Annotated in this window: 19 protein-coding genes; 9 read left to right on the top strand and 10 right to left on the bottom strand. The window is 64.0% G+C overall.

Annotation, left to right across the window (positions count from 1 at the left end; genetic code table 11):
- Positions 1-118: 118 nt before the first annotated feature.
- A complete protein-coding gene (locus tag AC1DRD_RS07005; RefSeq protein ID WP_478030028.1) occupies positions 119-622 on the top strand; it encodes a helix-turn-helix domain-containing protein in 504 nt (167 codons plus the stop codon).
- Positions 623-640: 18 nt separating this feature from the next.
- On the opposite strand, the gene AC1DRD_RS07000 is transcribed toward AC1DRD_RS07005, so the two are convergent.
- Both AC1DRD_RS07000 and AC1DRD_RS06995 read right to left on the bottom strand, forming a co-directional pair.
- Entirely contained in the window at positions 641-1,342 is a 702-nt protein-coding gene (locus AC1DRD_RS07000; RefSeq protein ID WP_478040841.1) for a GNAT family N-acetyltransferase, read from the bottom strand.
- Between the two features lie 31 nt (positions 1,343-1,373).
- On the bottom strand, positions 1,374-1,937 hold the full coding sequence (locus tag AC1DRD_RS06995; RefSeq protein ID WP_478040840.1) for a YqgE/AlgH family protein: 564 nt from the start codon (positions 1,935-1,937) through the stop codon (positions 1,374-1,376).
- 111 nt (positions 1,938-2,048) lie between these two features.
- Between AC1DRD_RS06995 and AC1DRD_RS06990 the strand changes: the two genes are divergently transcribed.
- The 4 genes from AC1DRD_RS06990 (at position 2,049) to AC1DRD_RS06975 (ending at position 5,073) form a co-directional block, all read left to right on the top strand.
- Positions 2,049-2,531, top strand: a complete 483-nt coding sequence (locus AC1DRD_RS06990) for a redoxin family protein (protein ID WP_478030025.1) — start codon at positions 2,049-2,051, stop codon at positions 2,529-2,531.
- Between the two features lie 110 nt (positions 2,532-2,641).
- Positions 2,642-2,965 (top strand): hypothetical protein, encoded by a 324-nt coding sequence (locus tag AC1DRD_RS06985; RefSeq protein WP_478030024.1) that lies wholly within the window; start codon positions 2,642-2,644, stop codon positions 2,963-2,965.
- Between the two features lie 58 nt (positions 2,966-3,023).
- Positions 3,024-4,460: an AMP nucleosidase gene (locus AC1DRD_RS06980; protein WP_478040839.1), complete on the top strand. Its 1,437-nt coding sequence runs from the start codon at positions 3,024-3,026 to the stop codon at positions 4,458-4,460.
- Between the two features lie 82 nt (positions 4,461-4,542).
- The gene (locus tag AC1DRD_RS06975) at positions 4,543-5,073 is read left to right on the top strand and encodes a hypothetical protein (protein WP_478040838.1); all 531 of its coding nucleotides are present in this window, start codon (positions 4,543-4,545) and stop codon (positions 5,071-5,073) included.
- A 211-nt stretch (positions 5,074-5,284) separates the two neighbouring features.
- Here the strand turns inward: AC1DRD_RS06975 and AC1DRD_RS06970 are convergent, their stop codons facing one another.
- The 3 genes from AC1DRD_RS06970 to AC1DRD_RS06960 are packed head-to-tail and all read right to left on the bottom strand — an operon-like array spanning position 5,285 to position 8,356.
- Positions 5,285-7,114 carry a M2 family metallopeptidase gene (locus AC1DRD_RS06970; RefSeq protein WP_478040837.1) on the bottom strand — a complete coding sequence of 610 codons (1,830 nt, stop codon included), beginning with the start codon at positions 7,112-7,114 and terminating at the stop codon, positions 5,285-5,287.
- Positions 7,115-7,170: 56 nt separating this feature from the next.
- Positions 7,171-7,932, bottom strand: a complete 762-nt coding sequence (locus AC1DRD_RS06965; protein WP_478040836.1) for an alpha/beta fold hydrolase — start codon at positions 7,930-7,932, stop codon at positions 7,171-7,173.
- Complete coding sequence (locus AC1DRD_RS06960; protein WP_478040835.1) at positions 7,913-8,356, bottom strand: GFA family protein; 444 nt, start codon at positions 8,354-8,356, stop codon at positions 7,913-7,915. Before AC1DRD_RS06960 ends, AC1DRD_RS06965 begins: the two co-directional genes overlap by 20 nt.
- Positions 8,357-8,483: 127 nt before the next feature.
- Between AC1DRD_RS06960 and AC1DRD_RS06955 the strand changes: the two genes are divergently transcribed.
- From AC1DRD_RS06955 to AC1DRD_RS06945, 3 genes are read left to right on the top strand one after another with little or no spacing between them, the layout of a single operon-like run.
- On the top strand, positions 8,484-8,891 hold the full coding sequence (locus AC1DRD_RS06955; protein WP_478040834.1) for a MarR family winged helix-turn-helix transcriptional regulator: 408 nt from the start codon (positions 8,484-8,486) through the stop codon (positions 8,889-8,891).
- The gene (locus tag AC1DRD_RS06950; protein WP_478040833.1) at positions 8,884-9,978 is read left to right on the top strand and encodes an HlyD family secretion protein; all 1,095 of its coding nucleotides are present in this window, start codon (positions 8,884-8,886) and stop codon (positions 9,976-9,978) included. The genes AC1DRD_RS06955 and AC1DRD_RS06950 overlap by 8 nt, the downstream gene beginning before the upstream one ends.
- A complete protein-coding gene (locus AC1DRD_RS06945) occupies positions 9,971-11,548 on the top strand; it encodes a DHA2 family efflux MFS transporter permease subunit (protein ID WP_478040832.1) in 1,578 nt (525 codons plus the stop codon). The genes AC1DRD_RS06950 and AC1DRD_RS06945 overlap by 8 nt, the downstream gene beginning before the upstream one ends.
- Before the next feature lie 10 nt (positions 11,549-11,558).
- On the opposite strand, the gene AC1DRD_RS06940 is transcribed toward AC1DRD_RS06945, so the two are convergent.
- Genes AC1DRD_RS06940 through AC1DRD_RS06920 form a run of 5 tightly spaced genes read right to left on the bottom strand, consistent with a single transcriptional unit; the run spans position 11,559 to position 14,374 of the window.
- Positions 11,559-11,996 carry a GFA family protein gene (locus AC1DRD_RS06940; RefSeq protein WP_478040831.1) on the bottom strand — a complete coding sequence of 146 codons (438 nt, stop codon included), beginning with the start codon at positions 11,994-11,996 and terminating at the stop codon, positions 11,559-11,561.
- Positions 11,993-12,643 carry a DsbA family protein gene (locus AC1DRD_RS06935; protein WP_478040830.1) on the bottom strand — a complete coding sequence of 217 codons (651 nt, stop codon included), beginning with the start codon at positions 12,641-12,643 and terminating at the stop codon, positions 11,993-11,995. The genes AC1DRD_RS06940 and AC1DRD_RS06935 overlap by 4 nt, the downstream gene beginning before the upstream one ends.
- Entirely contained in the window at positions 12,640-13,053 is a 414-nt protein-coding gene (locus AC1DRD_RS06930) for a type II toxin-antitoxin system VapC family toxin (protein ID WP_478040829.1), read from the bottom strand. Before AC1DRD_RS06930 ends, AC1DRD_RS06935 begins: the two co-directional genes overlap by 4 nt.
- Positions 13,053-13,313, bottom strand: a complete 261-nt coding sequence (locus AC1DRD_RS06925; protein WP_478030012.1) for a FitA-like ribbon-helix-helix domain-containing protein — start codon at positions 13,311-13,313, stop codon at positions 13,053-13,055. The genes AC1DRD_RS06930 and AC1DRD_RS06925 overlap by 1 nt, the downstream gene beginning before the upstream one ends.
- Before the next feature lie 32 nt (positions 13,314-13,345).
- A complete protein-coding gene (locus AC1DRD_RS06920) occupies positions 13,346-14,374 on the bottom strand; it encodes an aspartate-semialdehyde dehydrogenase (protein ID WP_478040828.1) in 1,029 nt (342 codons plus the stop codon).
- A 110-nt stretch (positions 14,375-14,484) separates the two neighbouring features.
- Here AC1DRD_RS06920 and AC1DRD_RS06915 point away from each other — a divergent pair, with 110 nt between their 5' ends.
- Complete coding sequence (locus AC1DRD_RS06915; RefSeq protein ID WP_478030010.1) at positions 14,485-15,720, top strand: cysteine desulfurase-like protein; 1,236 nt, start codon at positions 14,485-14,487, stop codon at positions 15,718-15,720.
- The last annotated feature ends 24 nt before the right edge of the window (positions 15,721-15,744 follow it).

Below are 15,744 nucleotides of genomic sequence, written 5' to 3'. Positions count from 1 at the left end.
GGGCAAAGGCTCGCATGGATCGTGATTTCCTGATAATCGGCAATATATTGCCATATAGGTCAGCAAAATATTGCCGAGTCAACCGCTCCCTTCATTCCTTCAGCACGTCGCCGAGAATGTGCGCGCGCGGCGTGTCGCGGCGGGCATGAGTCAATTGGCGCTGGCGCGGGCGTCCGGAGTCAGCCCACGGATGATCGGCGGCGTTGAAAGCGGCTCGACCAGCGTCAGCACGGCGACGCTCGACCGAATCGGCGCCGCGTTGAACGTCACGCTGGCGGAACTCGTCAGCGATCCCGCTTTGCCCCGCTCGCAGATCCTCAACAAACCGGGCTGGGCCGGACGGCACGGCGGCCAGGGTATCCTGTTGTCCAGCGTCGAGGCCCGGCGGGAGGTCGAGACCTGGGAATGGCGGCTGGCTCCCGGCGATCGCTACGATGCGGGCGCCGACCCCCCGGGCTGGCACGTCCTGCTGGTGGTGGTTTCGGGATGCTTGACCCTGGAATATGCAGGCGAGGCGAAACGGATCGAACCCGGCAGCCATCTGTTCGACAGCGCGGTGCCCCACGCATTCGTCAATCGCGACATCAGCGAGGTCAGGTTCTTCCGCAGCACCATTTGCTAGCGCGGCGCACCCGCGACCCTAAGCGCGGACAAGCGTGCTCGCGGTCACCGTGCCGTGAAGGCGGAAGCCCAGGGTCTCATAGAGCGCGATTGCGCCCGCATTACTGGCATAGGCGTGCAGCCACGGTGTCTCGCCTCGCGCCAGCATGCGCTCCGCAACCACGCGCATCAGCGCGCCGGCATAGCCGCGGCCGCGATGGTCGGGATGCGTGCATACGCCGCTGACCTCGCTGAGACCGGGCATCTTCATCCGCTCGCCCGCCATTGCGATCAGCGCGCCATGCTGCTTCACGCCGATGAAGTCGCCGAGCCGATTGGTATGCGCGGCATAGGGACCCGGTTGGGTCAGCATCGCGAGATCATACATGGCAGACGCATCGTCCTCCTTGAGGTCGACGATCTCGAACGCCGGCGGCTTTCTCGCTGCCAGTCCCTCGCAGATCATTTGCACGCATTCGGCTTGCCGTACGAAGCGCGTGCCGGGCGGCGCGGGCCAGTCCTCGCGCTCGACCATCCACAATTCGCCTTGTTCGGGCACCAGGGCGGCAAGCGCAGCAAGGCTTTCGGGTGAACGATCGGCGGCCGCACCGAACACGCCATAATCGCGATCAATTCGCCAAGCGCGCGCGTCACCCTCCGCGATTCGCGCCCAACGCGTCGTCAGCGCGTTCCATACCGGTCGGGCGAGTTGCTCATACCCCATATGATCGGCGCTAATCATTGTCCCGGCGGCCGCCAAGAGCGGACGAGCGTCAGGCCGTGCCCGTCTGGCTCGCGAGCAGGCGCGGGTCGATCCCGGCGCGCTCGAATCCTTCCGTCCAGCGGTCGTCCGCTTCGGTGTCGAACAGCAACCGCTCGTCGCCGGCGATATTGAACCAGCCATGGCGCAGCATCTCGCCATCGAGCTGCCCGGCGCCCCAGCCGGCATAGCCGAGCGCCACCAGCCAGCGGCTAGGGCCCTGCCCATCGGCGATCGCTTTCAATATGTCGATCGTGCCCGACAATGCCCAGCGCCCGGCAACGTCGATCGTGTCCTGCCCGGACCAGTCGGTCGAGTGAAGCACGAACCCGCGGCGCGGTTCGACCGGTCCGCCGAAATGAACCGGCGCGTCCGGCGCCTCGCCGAGCTCGATATCGAACTGGTCGAGCACGTCGTGCAGCCCGAGCCCATTGATCGTCGCGCCGATGCCGATGCCGATCGCGCCTTCCGTATCGTGCCCGCACATCGCGATTACCGCGTGCTCGAAACGCGGATCGCCGATGCCTGGCAATGCGAGAAGAAACTGTCCGGTCAGAAAAGGGGCTGCCGATTCCATCGTCGACACTCTAAGCCGGTTGGACCGCCGCCGTCACGGCTTGAATTTCCTGGCAGCGATGCCAAGTGCCGGGCGCGCGGCGCGTTGACGCGCCTATGAGGAGAGAACGACATGACCATTGCCGTTGGCGACAAGCTTCCTTCCACCACCATCGTCAAGGCGACCGAGAATGGTCCCGAGCAGGTCAGCTCGGACGATTTCTTCGCCGGCCGCAAGGTCGCTCTTGTCGCTGTCCCGGGTGCTTTCACCCCGACCTGCTCGGCGCGCCACCTGCCCGGTTTTCTCGACAAGGCCGAGGACATCAAGGCCAAGGGCGTGGACGAAATCGCCTTCACCTCGGTCAACGACGCGTTCGTGATGGGCGCCTGGGGCAAAGCCAATGACGCCGCCGGCAAGGTCACCATGCTGGCCGACGGCAATGCCGATTTCGCCAAGTCGGTCGGCCTCACGTTCGATGGTTCCAAATTCGGCATGGGCGAGCGCAGCCAGCGTTATTCGATGATCGTCAACGATGGCGTCGTCGAAGAGCTCAACGTCGAAGCGCCGGGCGAGTTCAAGGTCAGCTCGGCGGAGCATTTGCTCGAACAGCTCTGATCAACTCGGATCGTCGCGTAACCGAAACAAATGAACACGGCCGCGGGAACGCTAGGGGATCGCCCTGCGTTCTCGCGGCGTTCTGTTTTTCTGTTTTTGTGGAGATCCCCATGGCCGACGATACCATCACCGCAGCCGACACCAAGGCGGCAGCCGCCGACTCGTCGCTTGTCGACGGCGCGATCGAGACCGCCAAAAGCGCACTCGACACCGCCCTCACCGAATCCAAATCATTCCTGTCCAAGGCGCAGGAGACGCTGACCAATGCCGCTGAAAGCGCGGTCGCGGCGGCCAAGGAGCATCCGATCGCGGCTGCCGGGATCGCTGCCGGTGCTGCCGCGGCAGTAGCCGGCGCGGCTTATGGCGCGTCGAAACTCCTGTCGGACGACGACACGGCGACGACGGGATCCAAGGGCGCCACGAAGAAGAACTGACGCGCCCGCGTAACGACCACGACTTGCCAGCGTCATCCCTGTACTTTAGCTGCAGCGGATGACGCAGGCTTCCGATATCGTCGCCGAACTTGATCGGCTCTATTCCGCCTCGGTCGAACGCCTCCAGGACGCGCTGACCGCCTATCTCACCACCGGCAAGACGCCCGACCCCAAGTCGCGCACTGACGGGTCGTTCGCCTATCCCGAAATCCGCCTGATTTATCGCGGCGAGCATGATCGCCCGACCCCGTTGCGCTCGTTCGGCCGGCTGTCGGAAGCAGGCGACTATCGCATCAGCGTCACCAAGCCGCGCATCTATGCCGATTATCTGACCGAACAGCTCACGCTGCTGATCGAGGATTACGATGTCGAGGTCTCCGCGGTCCCCGGGCGGCAGGAAATCCCCTTCCCTTACGTGCTCGACCCGAGTCACGCACTTAACCTCGAAGAGGTATCGGCGGTAGAACTCGCGCGCTGGTTCCCGGCGACCGAGTTGGCGCATATCGGTGACGAGATCGCCGACGGACTGCCGACGCCGGGCGAAGCGCGGCCGCTGGCCTTGTTCGACGGGCTGCGTACCGATTTCAGTCTCGCGCGGCTACGGCATTATACTGGGACCCCGCCCGAGCATGTCCAGCGCTACGTGCTGTTCACCAATTACCACCGCTATGTCGACGAATTCGTCCGCTGGGCATTCGACCAGCTCGGCGAGGGCAGCCGCTTCACCGGAGTTTCAGGCGCGGGCAGCGTGCTGTTGCGCGCGGGCGACGATATCGAAGCGGTGCTGGCCGATACCAGCGCATGGCGGCGGCACCAGATGCCCGCTTACCATCTGATGGCCGACGATCGCACGGGAATCACGCTGGTCAATATCGGCGTCGGACCGTCCAACGCCAAGACGATCTGTGATCACCTTGCGGTGCTCCGCCCCGAAGCATGGCTGATGATCGGGCATTGCGGTGGGCTCCGGCCCAGCCAGCGGATCGGCGATTATGTCCTCGCGCACGCTTATCTGCGCGACGACCATGTCCTCGACGACGTGCTGCCGCCCGAAATCCCGGTCCCGGCGATCGCCGAAGTGCAAGTCGCGATGGCGCGCGCCGCGGAGAAGATCAGCGGCCAGTCGGGCGAAGAGCTCAAGCGCCGGTTGCGTACCGGCACGATCGTCACCACCGACGATCGCAATTGGGAATTGAGCTACACCAAATCGGCGCTGCGCTTCTCGCTCAGCCGCGCGGTCGGGATCGATATGGAATCGGCGACGATCGCGGCGCAGGGGTATCGTTTCCGCGTCCCCTACGGCACCTTGCTCTGCGTCTCGGACAAGCCGCTCCATGGCGAGCTCAAGCTGCCCGGCCAGGCCAACCGCTTCTACGAACGCGCGATCAACGAGCATATGCGGATCGGCATCCAGACCTGCGAGGAGCTCCGCCAGGAAGGCGCCAAGCTCCACAGCCGCAAATTGCGCGCCTTCAACGAGCCGCCATTCCGCTGATCTGTCACGGGGCTATCACGACCCTGAAACAATCTGGTATGCGCGGACGTTAGCGACCAAAGAGAACAGGGGATTATCTCTCATGGCCACGACGCCGAAAAAGACGCCTGCCAAGCCCGCCGCTGCAAAGGCGACCGCCAAACCGAAGGCGCCCGCGAAGCCGAAGACCGCGGCCAAGCCCAAGACGGCCGCGTCCGCGGCTGAAGGGGAAACCAAGCCCGTGGCCGCGTCGAAGGCTCCGGCCAAGGCCGCTGCGAAGCCCAAAGCCGCGGCAAAGCCGGTAGCCAAGGCGGCTGGCACGGCAGCGGCAACGACACCCAAAGCGGCAACCAAGGCGGCTGCGCCGAAGGCAGCCAAACCGAAGGCTGCTGCTAAGCCCAAGGCCGCAGCGGCACCCAAGGCGGCAGCGCCGCAACCGGCCCCGAAGCCGGCTGCCGCAAAACCCGCTCCGACGCCGGCCGCTCCGGCGCCATCGACCCCCAGCCGCGCCGCGACGATCGCCAAGCGCAGCGGAATCGCTGCCGGCATTGCCGGCGCGATCGGTGCCGTGGCGGCGCTGTTCACCTTGCGTGGCAGCAGCCGGCAGGGCGAGCCGAAGGACTCGGATTCTTAAAGTACGAAGTGGCGCTTCAAACCTTCTCCCCTTGTGGGAGAAGGATACCGCAGCTTGGCAGCTACGCTGCCTAGCGGAGGTTGGATGAGGGGTGAGCGGTCCGTAGGACCGCGCGGTCGCTTCGCGACCGCCCCCTCACCCTCCCATCGCTAACGCGATGGGCCCCTCCCTCTCCCACAAGGAGAGAGGGGCTAAACTTTGCCACCAGCCCTCACCATCCGCTAGGCTTGCCCTTGTTCTGCTCATCGAGCCACTTCTTCAACGGCGCGAAATAGTCGACCAGCGCCTGCCCCGAAATCTCGCGGCTGCCGGTGAATGCCTGCAACGCGTCTGGCCAAGGCTTGGATTGCCCCATCTCGAGCATCTTCTGCAGCTTCGCGCCGACCTCCTTGTTGCCGTAGAACGAGCAACGATGAAGCGGCCCGGTCCAGCCAGCCTGCTTGCACGCCGCCTGGTAGAATTGGAACTGGAGCAGTCGCGCCAGGAAATAACGCATATACGGCGTGTTGGCGGGAATATGGTATTTGGCGCCCGCATCGAACCGCGATGCATCGCGCGCGACGGGCGGCTTGATGCCCTGATATTGCAGCCGCAGCGCGTCCCAGGCCGACTGATACTGATCCGGCTTGATCGAGCCGTTGAACACGCCCCAGCGCCATTTGTCGACCAGCAGCCCGAACGGCAGGAATGCGACCTTGTCCATCGCCTGGCGCAGCAGCAAGCCGGTGTCCTTGTCCGCGCTGGGCACGCGCGATTTGTCGAGCAGGCCGATCTGGACGAGGTAGTTCGGGGTGATCGACAAGGCGACGAAATCGCCGATTGCTTCGTGGAAGCCGTCATTGGCGCCATTTTCGTACAGGAACGGCTGGTTCATATACGCGCGCTGATAATAATTATGCCCAAGCTCGTGATGGACCGTGACGAAGTCGTCGGCATTGACCTTGGTGCACATCTTGATGCGCACGTCCTGCTTGTTGTCGATGTCCCAGGCCGAGGCATGGCAGACGACCTCGCGATCGGCCGGCTTGACGATCATCGAGCGTGCCCAGAACGTGTCGGGCAACGGCGCGAAGCCGAGCGAGGAATAGAAGCCCTCCCCCGTCTTCACCATCTTGATCGGGTCGTATCCCTTGGCCTTGAGCAACGCCTCGGTATCGTAGCCGATATCGCCCGATCCCTTGGGCGCGACGACGTCGTAGATATTGCCCCATTCCTGCGCCCACATATTGCCGAGCAGGTCGGCGCGGATCGGACCCGTCCTGGGCTGGACCGCATCGCCATATTTCTCGTTGAGCTTCCAGCGGACATAGGTGTGGAGCGAGAGGTAGAGCGGCTCGACCTGCTTCCACAAGCGGTCGGTCATCTTGGCGAAATCGTCGGGCGGCATGTCGTAGCCCGACCGCCACATCGCGCCGACATCGGCATAGCCGAGTTCCTTGGCGCCCTGGTTCGAGATGTCGACCATGTGCGCGTAATCGGCCTTCATCGGCACGCCGACATTGTCGTTCCAGCTGACCCACATCTCCTTGAGCTTGACCGGGTCGCGGGTCGTGCCCATCGCTGCCTCGATATCCGATCCGTTGATCGGTTTGCCGTCGAGCGTGCCTTTGCCCTTGCCATATTCGGACTGGAGCTTCGTCGCGATCGTCGACAGCTCATCGGCAGCACCGGGCCGCGACGGCGCGGGCAAGGTGATGCCGTTGCGGATCAGGTCGAGCTTGCGTTTCGTGTCCGGCGACAGGCCCTGGACGTTGAGATATTTGGCCGCCTCGCCGGCATATTTGACCGCGAGCTCGGTTTGGCGGGCGCTGACTTCTGCCGCCATCGCATCGGTATCATCGGTGATATAGGTCGCGTTGATCCAGCCGGCGCGGTTGGTATCGACCGAAATGTCGGCGAGATCCTTTTCGGCCCGGGCGACGAAAGTATCCGCATCCGCCGCGGTCGCCGGAGCATTCTTGTCGGGCGCGGTGGCGAGAACCACGGCCCCAGAAAGAACCAGCGCGAGCGCAAGGCCCGACGCCATCGCGGTACGGATCATGTTCAACGACTCCCTGAACTTATGGGAGCGACACTGATCCCGCCGGAAGCCCGCGGTCAAGCGGCGAGAAAATCGGCGATCGCCTGACCGAGCTCGGGTTTGACCACCGCGCTCATATGATTGCCCGGCACTTCGACATAGCGGGCGTGAGGCAAGGCGTCGGCGAGCGCTGCGGCACTGCCATTGTCGTCGTCATCGGCGCCGTTCACGCAGAGCGTGGGCCAGTCGAAATGCTCGATCTGCTGGATCGGCGTGCTGACGAACGTATCGATCACCCCCAGCAGCGCTTGCGGATCGCCGCCGGTTGTCTTGAGGAACGCCTCGGCAAACCATTCGGGGCTGTTGCGCTCGTGCTTGCCCAGGTTGGTCAGGATATTGCGGAAATGTCCGCCGCGCCGGTCGGCCGAAGTCAGACCGTCCAGCCCCATTCCCGAAAAGATCACGCGGCGCGGATTGGCACCCGTCGCCAACATCCGGCTGGTGGTCCGCGCACCGAGCGAATAACCGCCGAGATCGTAATCGGTGAGTCCGAGGTGCGCGATCAGTGCGTGCCCATCCCGCGCCAAGGCATCGGGCGGATAGGCGGCGGGATCGTGCGGCCGCGCGCTCGATCCATGGCCCCGCAGATCGGGCATGATCACCCGGAACCCCTTGGCGGCGATGGCGGCGGCGTGGCCGTAGCGGATCCAGTTGGTCTCGGCATCGGAGAAGAAGCCGTGGATCAGGACGACCGGCCGCCCATCTCCAACCTCTCGCCAGGCCATGCGCTGGCCGTCGAAACTTTCGAAATATTGCGGCTCAATCGGGGAGTTTGCCAACGCTGTTCATCCATTTGTCGACCAAAGCCTGATGCTCGTCGCTCCGCTTGGCGGGAAGCGTGCTGGTGTCAAGCCATGCCTCATGCCAGCTCTCCTTGCCGAAATGGCTGGTCGGCTTGAACCGGCCGGGATCGTCGAAACTGCCGACGGTCAAATCGAGATTGTTGCCATCGTCGAATTCGAACGTGAGCGGCGTCCCGCAGTTCGAACAGAAACCGCGTTGCGCGAAGGGCGACGAGCGATAGCGGTCGGGTTCGTGCTCCCAGGCCACCGCGGCCTTGGGCACGTTGCGGAACGCGATCGATACCCCGCCAGTCGCGCGCTGGCACATCCGGCAATGGCACAAATAGGCATCATCGCCATCGATCTCAGCCACATAGCGTATGCGACCGCACTGGCACCCGCCGGTCATCCTGTCCGCCACCGATCCCTCCTATGCTGCACTGCGCAAAAAAATTTTGCGTCAGCTACTATTTTATATAAGCATACTCATTATATGTGTCGCTATGAGCGACTCACTCGGTTTTCTGATTAGCGATGTCTCGCGCCTGATGCGCCGTCGTTTCGACGAACGCGCGCGCGAGGTCGGCGCAACGCGCGCGCAATGGCGCACGCTGACGACGCTCAGCCGCCACGAAGGTCTCAACCAGGGCGCGCTGGCCGATCTGCTCGAAGTCGAGCCGATTACCTTGTGCCGGATGATCGACCGGCTCGAGGAATCGGGACTGGTCGAGCGTCGTCGCGATCCGTCCGATCGCCGCGCCTGGCAATTGTTCCTGACCGACAAGTCGAAACCGATCCTCGACGATCTGCGTTCCATGGCCGAAGACCTGTTCGATCAGGTTCTGCAGGGCATCGACGAACCCGATCGAGCGGCGCTCGGCAAGACGCTTCAGCGCATGCGCGCCAACCTCCTCATCCTTCCTTCCCCCCGTACGACCGAGACCGCCCATGGCTGATGCCGATCCGAAAATAGAAACGAAGGGCGAAAAGGTCGCCGCCGCCAACGTCATCGAAACGGTCGAGGCGCCGCAGCCTGCCGCCAAGAAGCGCAACTGGATGCGGATCGCGGTGATGGTCAGCGTTCCGTTGTTGATCGCCGCGATAGCGGGGTATTTCTACCTCACCGGCGGCCGCTACCAGACCACCGATAACGCTTATGTCGAGCAGGATACGGTATCGATCAGTCCCGACGTGTCGGGTCGCATCGTCGACGTGCGCGTAAAGGAGAACCAGCGGGTAAAGGCCGGCGATGTCCTGTTCGTGATCGACCCCGAGCCGTACCGCATCGCGCTCGAACAGGCGAATGCCGCGATCGCCAGCGCGAAGGTCGACGTCTCGACCAAGGCAACCGACACCGGAAGCGCCGCCGCCGATATCGAGAGCGCCGATGCCGACATCGCGCTCGCCCAGGCGACATGGCAGCGCCAGGATGCCCTGTGGAAGAAGGGGTTCACGACCAAGGCGTCGCTCGACGCCGCGCAGCACGAGGTCCTTGCCGCCAAAGCGCGCCTCGCAACGGCCCGTGCCGCGGCGCAGAAGGCGCAAGTCCAGCTTGGCAGCGGCGTCGCGGGATCGGGCGTTCCCGCCGCGGTCCAGGCCGCGATGGCCGATCGCGACAAGGCCCAGATGAACCTCACCCGCACCGTGGTGCGCGCGCCGCATGACGGCATCATCACGCAGACCAGCCGGTTGCAGGTGGGCAACATCACCCCTTCGGGCGTGCCCGCGCTCAGCCTCGTCGTGACGTCGCCCTGGGTCACGGCGAACTTCAAGGAGACGCAGCTCGCCAACATGCGTGTCGGCCAGCCGGTCGAGCTGAAGTTCGATGCCTATCCGGGCATGAAATTGTGCGGCAAGGTCCAGAGCATCGGCGCCGGTACCGGCTCGTCCGCGTCGATCCTCCCAGCGCAGAATGCCAACGGCAACTGGGTCAAGGTAACGCAGCGCGTACCGGTGCGCATCACGATCGCCTGTAAAGCCGACCGCCCGTTGATCACCGGACTGTCGACCGACGTCTCGGTCGATACCAAACCCAATGGCTAGTGCGGCGATCCCCGCCGGCCCAAGTGCGGCCCGCACGGCCCAGCCCGCGCTCAGCCCGCCGCTGCTGGCGACCTCGAACCGCCCGCTCCTGACCGTCGGCGTCATGGGCGCGATGGTGATGCAGATCCTCGATACGACGATCGCCAACGTCGCGCTGCCGCACATGACCGCAGCGCTCGGCGCTACCACCGACACCATAACCTGGGTGCTGACCAGCTATATCGTCGCGACCGCGATCGCCCTGCCCGCGACCGGCTGGCTGAGCGATCGGCTGGGCAGCCGCAATCTGTTCCTGATCTCGGTCGCTGGCTTCGTCCTCGCCTCGGCGTTGTGCGGGACCGCAGTCAATCTGAGTGAGATGGTCGTCTTTCGTGCCTTTCAGGGCATTTTTGCCGCCTTCATCAACCCATTGTCGCAAACCGCGATGATCGACATCAATCCCAAGGAACGCCAGGCCCAGGCCATGTCTGTCTGGGGCATGGGCGTGATGGTCGGGCCGATTCTGGGGCCGGTGCTCGGCGGCTATCTGACCGACAATTTCAACTGGCGCTGGGTGTTCTACGTCAACGTGCCGGTCGGCGCCTTGACCTTCGCCATCCTGTGGTTCCTGCTGCCGTCGCGGCCGAAGGCGACGCGCTCGTTCGATTTCACCGGTTTCGCGTTCGTCGGCCTGGCGGTGGCGAGCTTCCAGCTGATGCTCGATCGCGGTCAGAACCAGGATTGGTTCTCGAGCTGGGAAATCATCACCGAAGGGCTGATCGCGATCGCCGCGGCGTGGATCGCGCTGATCCATCTCGCCACCGCTGCCAAGCCGCTGTTCGACCGGCATCTGTTCAAGAACCGCAATCTCGTGACGGCGATGTTCTTCATGATCATCATCGGGATCTCGACCATGGCGCCGATGGCATTGCTACCACCGATGCTGCAGCAATTGTTCGGCTATTCGGTGGTCCAGACCGGCATGATGATGGCGCCGCGCGGCGTCGGCGTGTTGTTCACAATGTGGCTGGCCGGCCGCTTGATCGGCAAGGTCGATACGCGGATCGTCATCGCGATCGGGCTGGTATTGTTCGCCTGGTCGCTACACTCGATGGCGAGCTGGTCGCTCGAGATGGATTCCTGGCCGGTCATTACGTCAGGCTTCATCCAGGGGCTAGGCATGGGCCTGGTGTTCATGCCGCTCAACAGCCTGGCCTTTGCGACGCTCGAGCAGAATTACCGCACCGATGGATCGAGTCTGCTCAACCTGATGCGGTCGATCGGCCAATCGGCGGGCATTTCGATGGTGACGGTGTTCCTGGCGCGCAACATCCAGACCAGCCATGCCGATCTCGCCCAGCACATTACCGATCATGCCGTTCCTGGTTTCAACATCGGCCAGCTATTTCAGCTCGGCGAGATGTCCGACGCAGTGTTCGGGATGGTCGACAACATGGTCAAGCAACAAGCCGCGATGATCGCCTATATCGACGATTTCTACCTGATGTCGTGGCTCACGATCGCGGTGCTGCCGCTGGTCCTGCTGCTACAGACGCCGAGGGGCAAGGTCGAGGTGGTGCACGCCGAATAGCGCGCAAGGTTCACCGCGACAGGATAGCGGCGAATTTAGCGATCGGAGGGGTTTCGTCGAAACAGGGAATGTCCTCGGCGATCGTCACCCAGGGCTGCTTGCTTTTGACCCAGATATGCACAAGCGGCTCGAGCGCGCGGTTGTGGTCAAGCGTGCCCGCGCGGACGACCGCGATTCCGGGCCGCGAGCTGTTCGTGTTCCACAGCCGGTTATGACACACGCCGCAGGCGCGCTGGTGGGACAATGCGCCGCTCTCGTTGGTGACGGTGAACTCGACGATCGGGCCAGTCGCGCTGATCGCGGTTTCGGGCACCACCGCCTGCTCGCTGAACGCGCTTCCCGACCAACGCTGGCAGTCGGTGCAGTGGCAGCAATAGATCGCGGTCAGGGTGTCGACCGCCAGCTCATAGCGCGCCGCGCCGCAGCGACAGCCCCCAGTGAATGTCATCCGCGTTTCTCCAGCCCGGCCTGCCTCATCCGCCACATAGCGAGGTCGATGCGATCCTGTCCGAAAAAGGGTTCGTCGTTGAAGACCAGGGTCGGCACGCCCCAATGCCCCGCCGCTTCGAGCGCCTCCTGGTTGGCGGCGACTTCGGCGTCGAGTGCGTCTGCGTCGCGTCCGGCTTCGGCATCGAGGTCGGCCATGTCGAGCCCGGCGCGCATTGCCGCACCGGCAAGATGATCGCCCAGATGCCAGTCGACGGCACCGCCCCAGACAAGTTGCGCCACTTCATCGGCATAAGCGAACCCCCTGCCCCGTCGCGCGGCCACCTGGCCAGTTCGCACGAGCCGACGGATATGCGGCTGCTCGGCTGCGATCTCGCGCGTGGCGATATTCTGGACGATCGGGTCTGGGCGGGGCGGCCCGAACGGAATGCCCTCATGCTGCGCGACCCGCACCACGTCGCGGATCGTGTAGCGCAGCCAATTGGGGTGACTGCGCTCGAAGAAATCGGGCTGGCGGATGGCGAGCGGATAGACCGGCTTGAGGTCGATCATGAGGTCATAATCGCGCACGATCGCGCGCCATTTCGGCAACGCGAGGTACGAATAAGGGCTGCGAAAGGAGAAATAGAGGTCCGCGCGCAAAGTCACGCCAATGCCTTCACCAATGCGGAATGCCCGCCGCTTCCCGCTGTTGCGATCAGGCGCCGGTCAGCTGTTATCAGCGCCGCCTTCTCCCGCTCGGCGAGGGCGAGGTAGACGCAGTCGTAGATCGGGTGTTGAAGGTCGAACGCGAGTTCGATGGCCCGAGGCAACAGCTCAACCACCGGCACCAGGAAGGTCAGCATGCGTGGGAGCGCACTCGCGGCGGCCTTGACCACGGGCCCGTGGTCGCCGTCTAGCTTATGAAGCCGCGCCCACATCGCATTCGAGACTTCCGTTAGCAGCAAATCCGGCGCGTACAGCGGTTCGGGCGTCTCGAACAATGCCAGTGCGCGATCGCTGTCGGGTTCAGGCACGAACCATTTGAACGCGACGCTGGCATCAACGATCACTGCCATCAGGAACGATCGGGCTCGCGGTCCCCGTTCGTATCGCGATACCGACGAATGATATCCGCACCATCCTCGCCGGGCATATTGGCGGGGAGCAAGTCGCGAACCCGCATCGCCAACGCACGCCGGTCGCCCGCGCCGACCGGCTTGGCACGTTTCAGTGCCTCACGCAATTCAGCTTCCAGCGAGCGATCGTTAGCGACAGCCGCCGCGCGATAGGCGGCGATCACTTCGTCATCGAGGCTGCGGATCAGAACCTGTCCCATGCCTCGATGATATCACACTGCTATCAGCAGACTCAAGCCGCTTTCTTGAGGTACCTGCGCCCGAGCAGTTCGGCTATCTGTACCGCGTTCAACGCCGCGCCCTTGCGGAGATTGTCCGATACGCACCACAGCGACAGGCCGTTATCGACGGTAGAATCCTCGCGGACGCGGCTGACGAAGGTAGCATATTCGCCGACGCACTCGACCGGGGTGACGTAGCCGCCATCCTCATGCTTATCGACCAGCATGATGCCAGGGGCCTCGCGCAGGATCGACTTGGCCTTGGCCGCCGAGATTTCGTGCTCGAACTCGATATTGATCGCTTCCGAATGGCCGACGAACACCGGCACGCGGACGCAGGTCGCGGTGACCTTGATCTTGGGGTCGAGGATCTTCTTGGTCTCGACCACCATCTTCCACTCTTCCTTGGTCGACCCGTCCTCGAGGAACTTGTCGATATGCGGGATGACGTTGAAGGCGATCTGCTTGGTGAACTTCTTGGCCTCGGCCTGGTCGCCGACGAAGATGTTGCGCGACTGCTCGAACAGTTCGTCCATCCCGGCCTTGCCGGCACCCGAGACCGATTGATAGGTCGCGACGACGACGCGCTTGATCGTCGCGGCGTCGTGCAGCGGCTTCAGCGCAACAACCATCTGCGCGGTCGAGCAATTCGGATTGGCGATGATGTTCTTGCGGGTATAGCCGTTGATCGCGTCCGGGTTCACCTCGGGCACGATCAGCGGCACGTCCGGGTCCATCCGATAGAGCGACGAATTGTCGATCACTGTGCAGCCCGCCGCGGCGAACCGGGGCGCGTGGATCGCGGTCGCGTCACTGCCGATTGCGAACAGCGCCATATCCCAGCCGGTCGGGTCGAAATGTTCGATGTTTTTAATGGTCAGCATACGGCCGGTGTCGCCATATTCGACCTGGTTGCCGGTCGAGCGCGCCGAGGCGACGACCGCGATCTCGTCGGCCGGAAACTCGCGTTCGGCCAGGATATTCAGCATCTCGCGCCCGACATTGCCGGTCGCGCCGGCGACGACCACACGGTAACCCATCACATCGATCCCATTTTCATGCCCGCCATATCGGGCGGCGCTTGCTCTTTAGGCCCCAGCCGAGAGAATGGAAGCGCGCAATTTCTTGATACCCAGCCAAGGTCAGCTTGATGCAGAATTTCCCGATCGACCGTATCCGCTCACGCTTTCCCGCTCTGTCGCGCGACGTCGAGGGTCAGCCCGCAGCCTATTTCGACGCCCCCGGCGGCACCCAGGCATGTGACGCGGCGATCGCTGCAATGACCACGCATCTACGCGAGGGCACCGCCAATGCCGGCGGTCCGTTCGCAACGTCGGTCGAGACCGACCGTTTGTCTGACGATGCGCATGCGGCAATCGCCGACCTGCTTGGTGCCCAGCCCGAAGAGATCGCATTCGGGCCAAACATGACGACCCTCACCTTCGCCGTCTCTCGCGCGCTCGCCCGCGACTGGCGCGAAGGCGACGAACTTGTCGTCACGCGCCTCGACCACGACGCCAATGTCGCGCCATGGCTGCAGGTCGCTGAAGATCGCGGGATGACGGTGCGCTGGCTCGATTTCGATCCGGCGACCGGCCGCTGGACGCTCGAGGATTTTGCGGGGTTGCTGGGACCGAAGACGCGATTGGTGGCGCTCGGCGTCGCGAGCAACGCGCTCGGCACGGTCAATCCTATCGCCGAGGCGGTGAAGCTGGTTCGTGGGCGGAGCGACGCCCTCGTCTATGTCGACGCAGTGCAATCGGTTCCTCATTTGGTTACTGACGTGGCCGCGATCGGCGCCGATTTCGTCGCCTGTTCGCCGTACAAATTCTTCGGCCCGCACCAGGGCGTGCTGTGGATGAACCCGCGCCTCGACGATCGCGTCCGTGCCTATAAGGTTCGACCCGCCGGGAATGACGGCGCGCATCGCTTCGAGACGGGGACGCCGTCGTTCGAGGGCCAGGCCGGCGTGCTCGGCACGATCTCCTATCTCGAATGGCTGGGCGAACTCGCCGATCCCAGCGCGAACAGCCGGCGCTCGCGGCTGGTCGCAGCGATGACCGCCGCCACCGCCTATGAGGTCGACCTCGGCGACCGCCTGCTCGCCGGGTTCGCGGCGATCCCCGGCCTCAAGCTCTGGGGCCCGCCGACGATGGAGGCCCGCGTCCCGACCTTCTCCTTCACGCTTTCCGGCCATGCCGCGCCGGCGATCGCGCAGCATCTGGCGAAACGCGGCATCTTCGCCTGGGCGGGGCATTTCTATGCGGTCGAAGTCGCCGCCCGACTCGGCCTTGCCGACAAAGGCGGGCTCCTCCGCGTCGGTCTATGCCATTACAACACCGCCGAGGAAGTCGACCGGCTGATCGCCGCGCTGACCGAGATTTAGCGCCAGCGATGTCGGGTAAATTTA

It is taken from the genome of Sphingomonas sp. P4_G2 (genome assembly GCF_056401155.1).
The sequence above is the reverse complement of the archived record's forward strand: the minus strand, read 5'-3'. Positions and strand labels throughout refer to the sequence as shown.

Bases quoted from the DNA above. Each gene is read 5' to 3' on its own strand.
- AC1DRD_RS07000 (WP_478040841.1), bottom strand. From the start codon at position 1,342: ATGATTAGCGCCGATCATATGGGGTATGAGCAACTCGCCCGACCGGTA.
- AC1DRD_RS06995 (WP_478040840.1), bottom strand. From the start codon at position 1,937: ATGGAATCGGCAGCCCCTTTTCTGACCGGACAGTTTCTTCTCGCATTG.
- AC1DRD_RS06990 (WP_478030025.1), top strand. From the start codon at position 2,049: ATGACCATTGCCGTTGGCGACAAGCTTCCTTCCACCACCATCGTCAAG.
- AC1DRD_RS06985 (WP_478030024.1), top strand. From the start codon at position 2,642: ATGGCCGACGATACCATCACCGCAGCCGACACCAAGGCGGCAGCCGCC.
- AC1DRD_RS06980 (WP_478040839.1), top strand. From the start codon at position 3,024: ATGACGCAGGCTTCCGATATCGTCGCCGAACTTGATCGGCTCTATTCC.
- AC1DRD_RS06975 (WP_478040838.1), top strand. From the start codon at position 4,543: ATGGCCACGACGCCGAAAAAGACGCCTGCCAAGCCCGCCGCTGCAAAG.
- AC1DRD_RS06970 (WP_478040837.1), bottom strand. From the start codon at position 7,114: ATGATCCGTACCGCGATGGCGTCGGGCCTTGCGCTCGCGCTGGTTCTT.
- AC1DRD_RS06955 (WP_478040834.1), top strand. From the start codon at position 8,484: ATGCGCCGTCGTTTCGACGAACGCGCGCGCGAGGTCGGCGCAACGCGC.
- AC1DRD_RS06950 (WP_478040833.1), top strand. From the start codon at position 8,884: ATGGCTGATGCCGATCCGAAAATAGAAACGAAGGGCGAAAAGGTCGCC.
- AC1DRD_RS06945 (WP_478040832.1), top strand. From the start codon at position 9,971: ATGGCTAGTGCGGCGATCCCCGCCGGCCCAAGTGCGGCCCGCACGGCC.
- AC1DRD_RS06940 (WP_478040831.1), bottom strand. From the start codon at position 11,996: ATGACATTCACTGGGGGCTGTCGCTGCGGCGCGGCGCGCTATGAGCTG.
- AC1DRD_RS06930 (WP_478040829.1), bottom strand. From the start codon at position 13,053: ATGGCAGTGATCGTTGATGCCAGCGTCGCGTTCAAATGGTTCGTGCCT.
- AC1DRD_RS06925 (WP_478030012.1), bottom strand. From the start codon at position 13,313: ATGGGACAGGTTCTGATCCGCAGCCTCGATGACGAAGTGATCGCCGCC.
- AC1DRD_RS06920 (WP_478040828.1), bottom strand. From the start codon at position 14,374: ATGGGTTACCGTGTGGTCGTCGCCGGCGCGACCGGCAATGTCGGGCGC.
- AC1DRD_RS06915 (WP_478030010.1), top strand. From the start codon at position 14,485: ATGCAGAATTTCCCGATCGACCGTATCCGCTCACGCTTTCCCGCTCTG.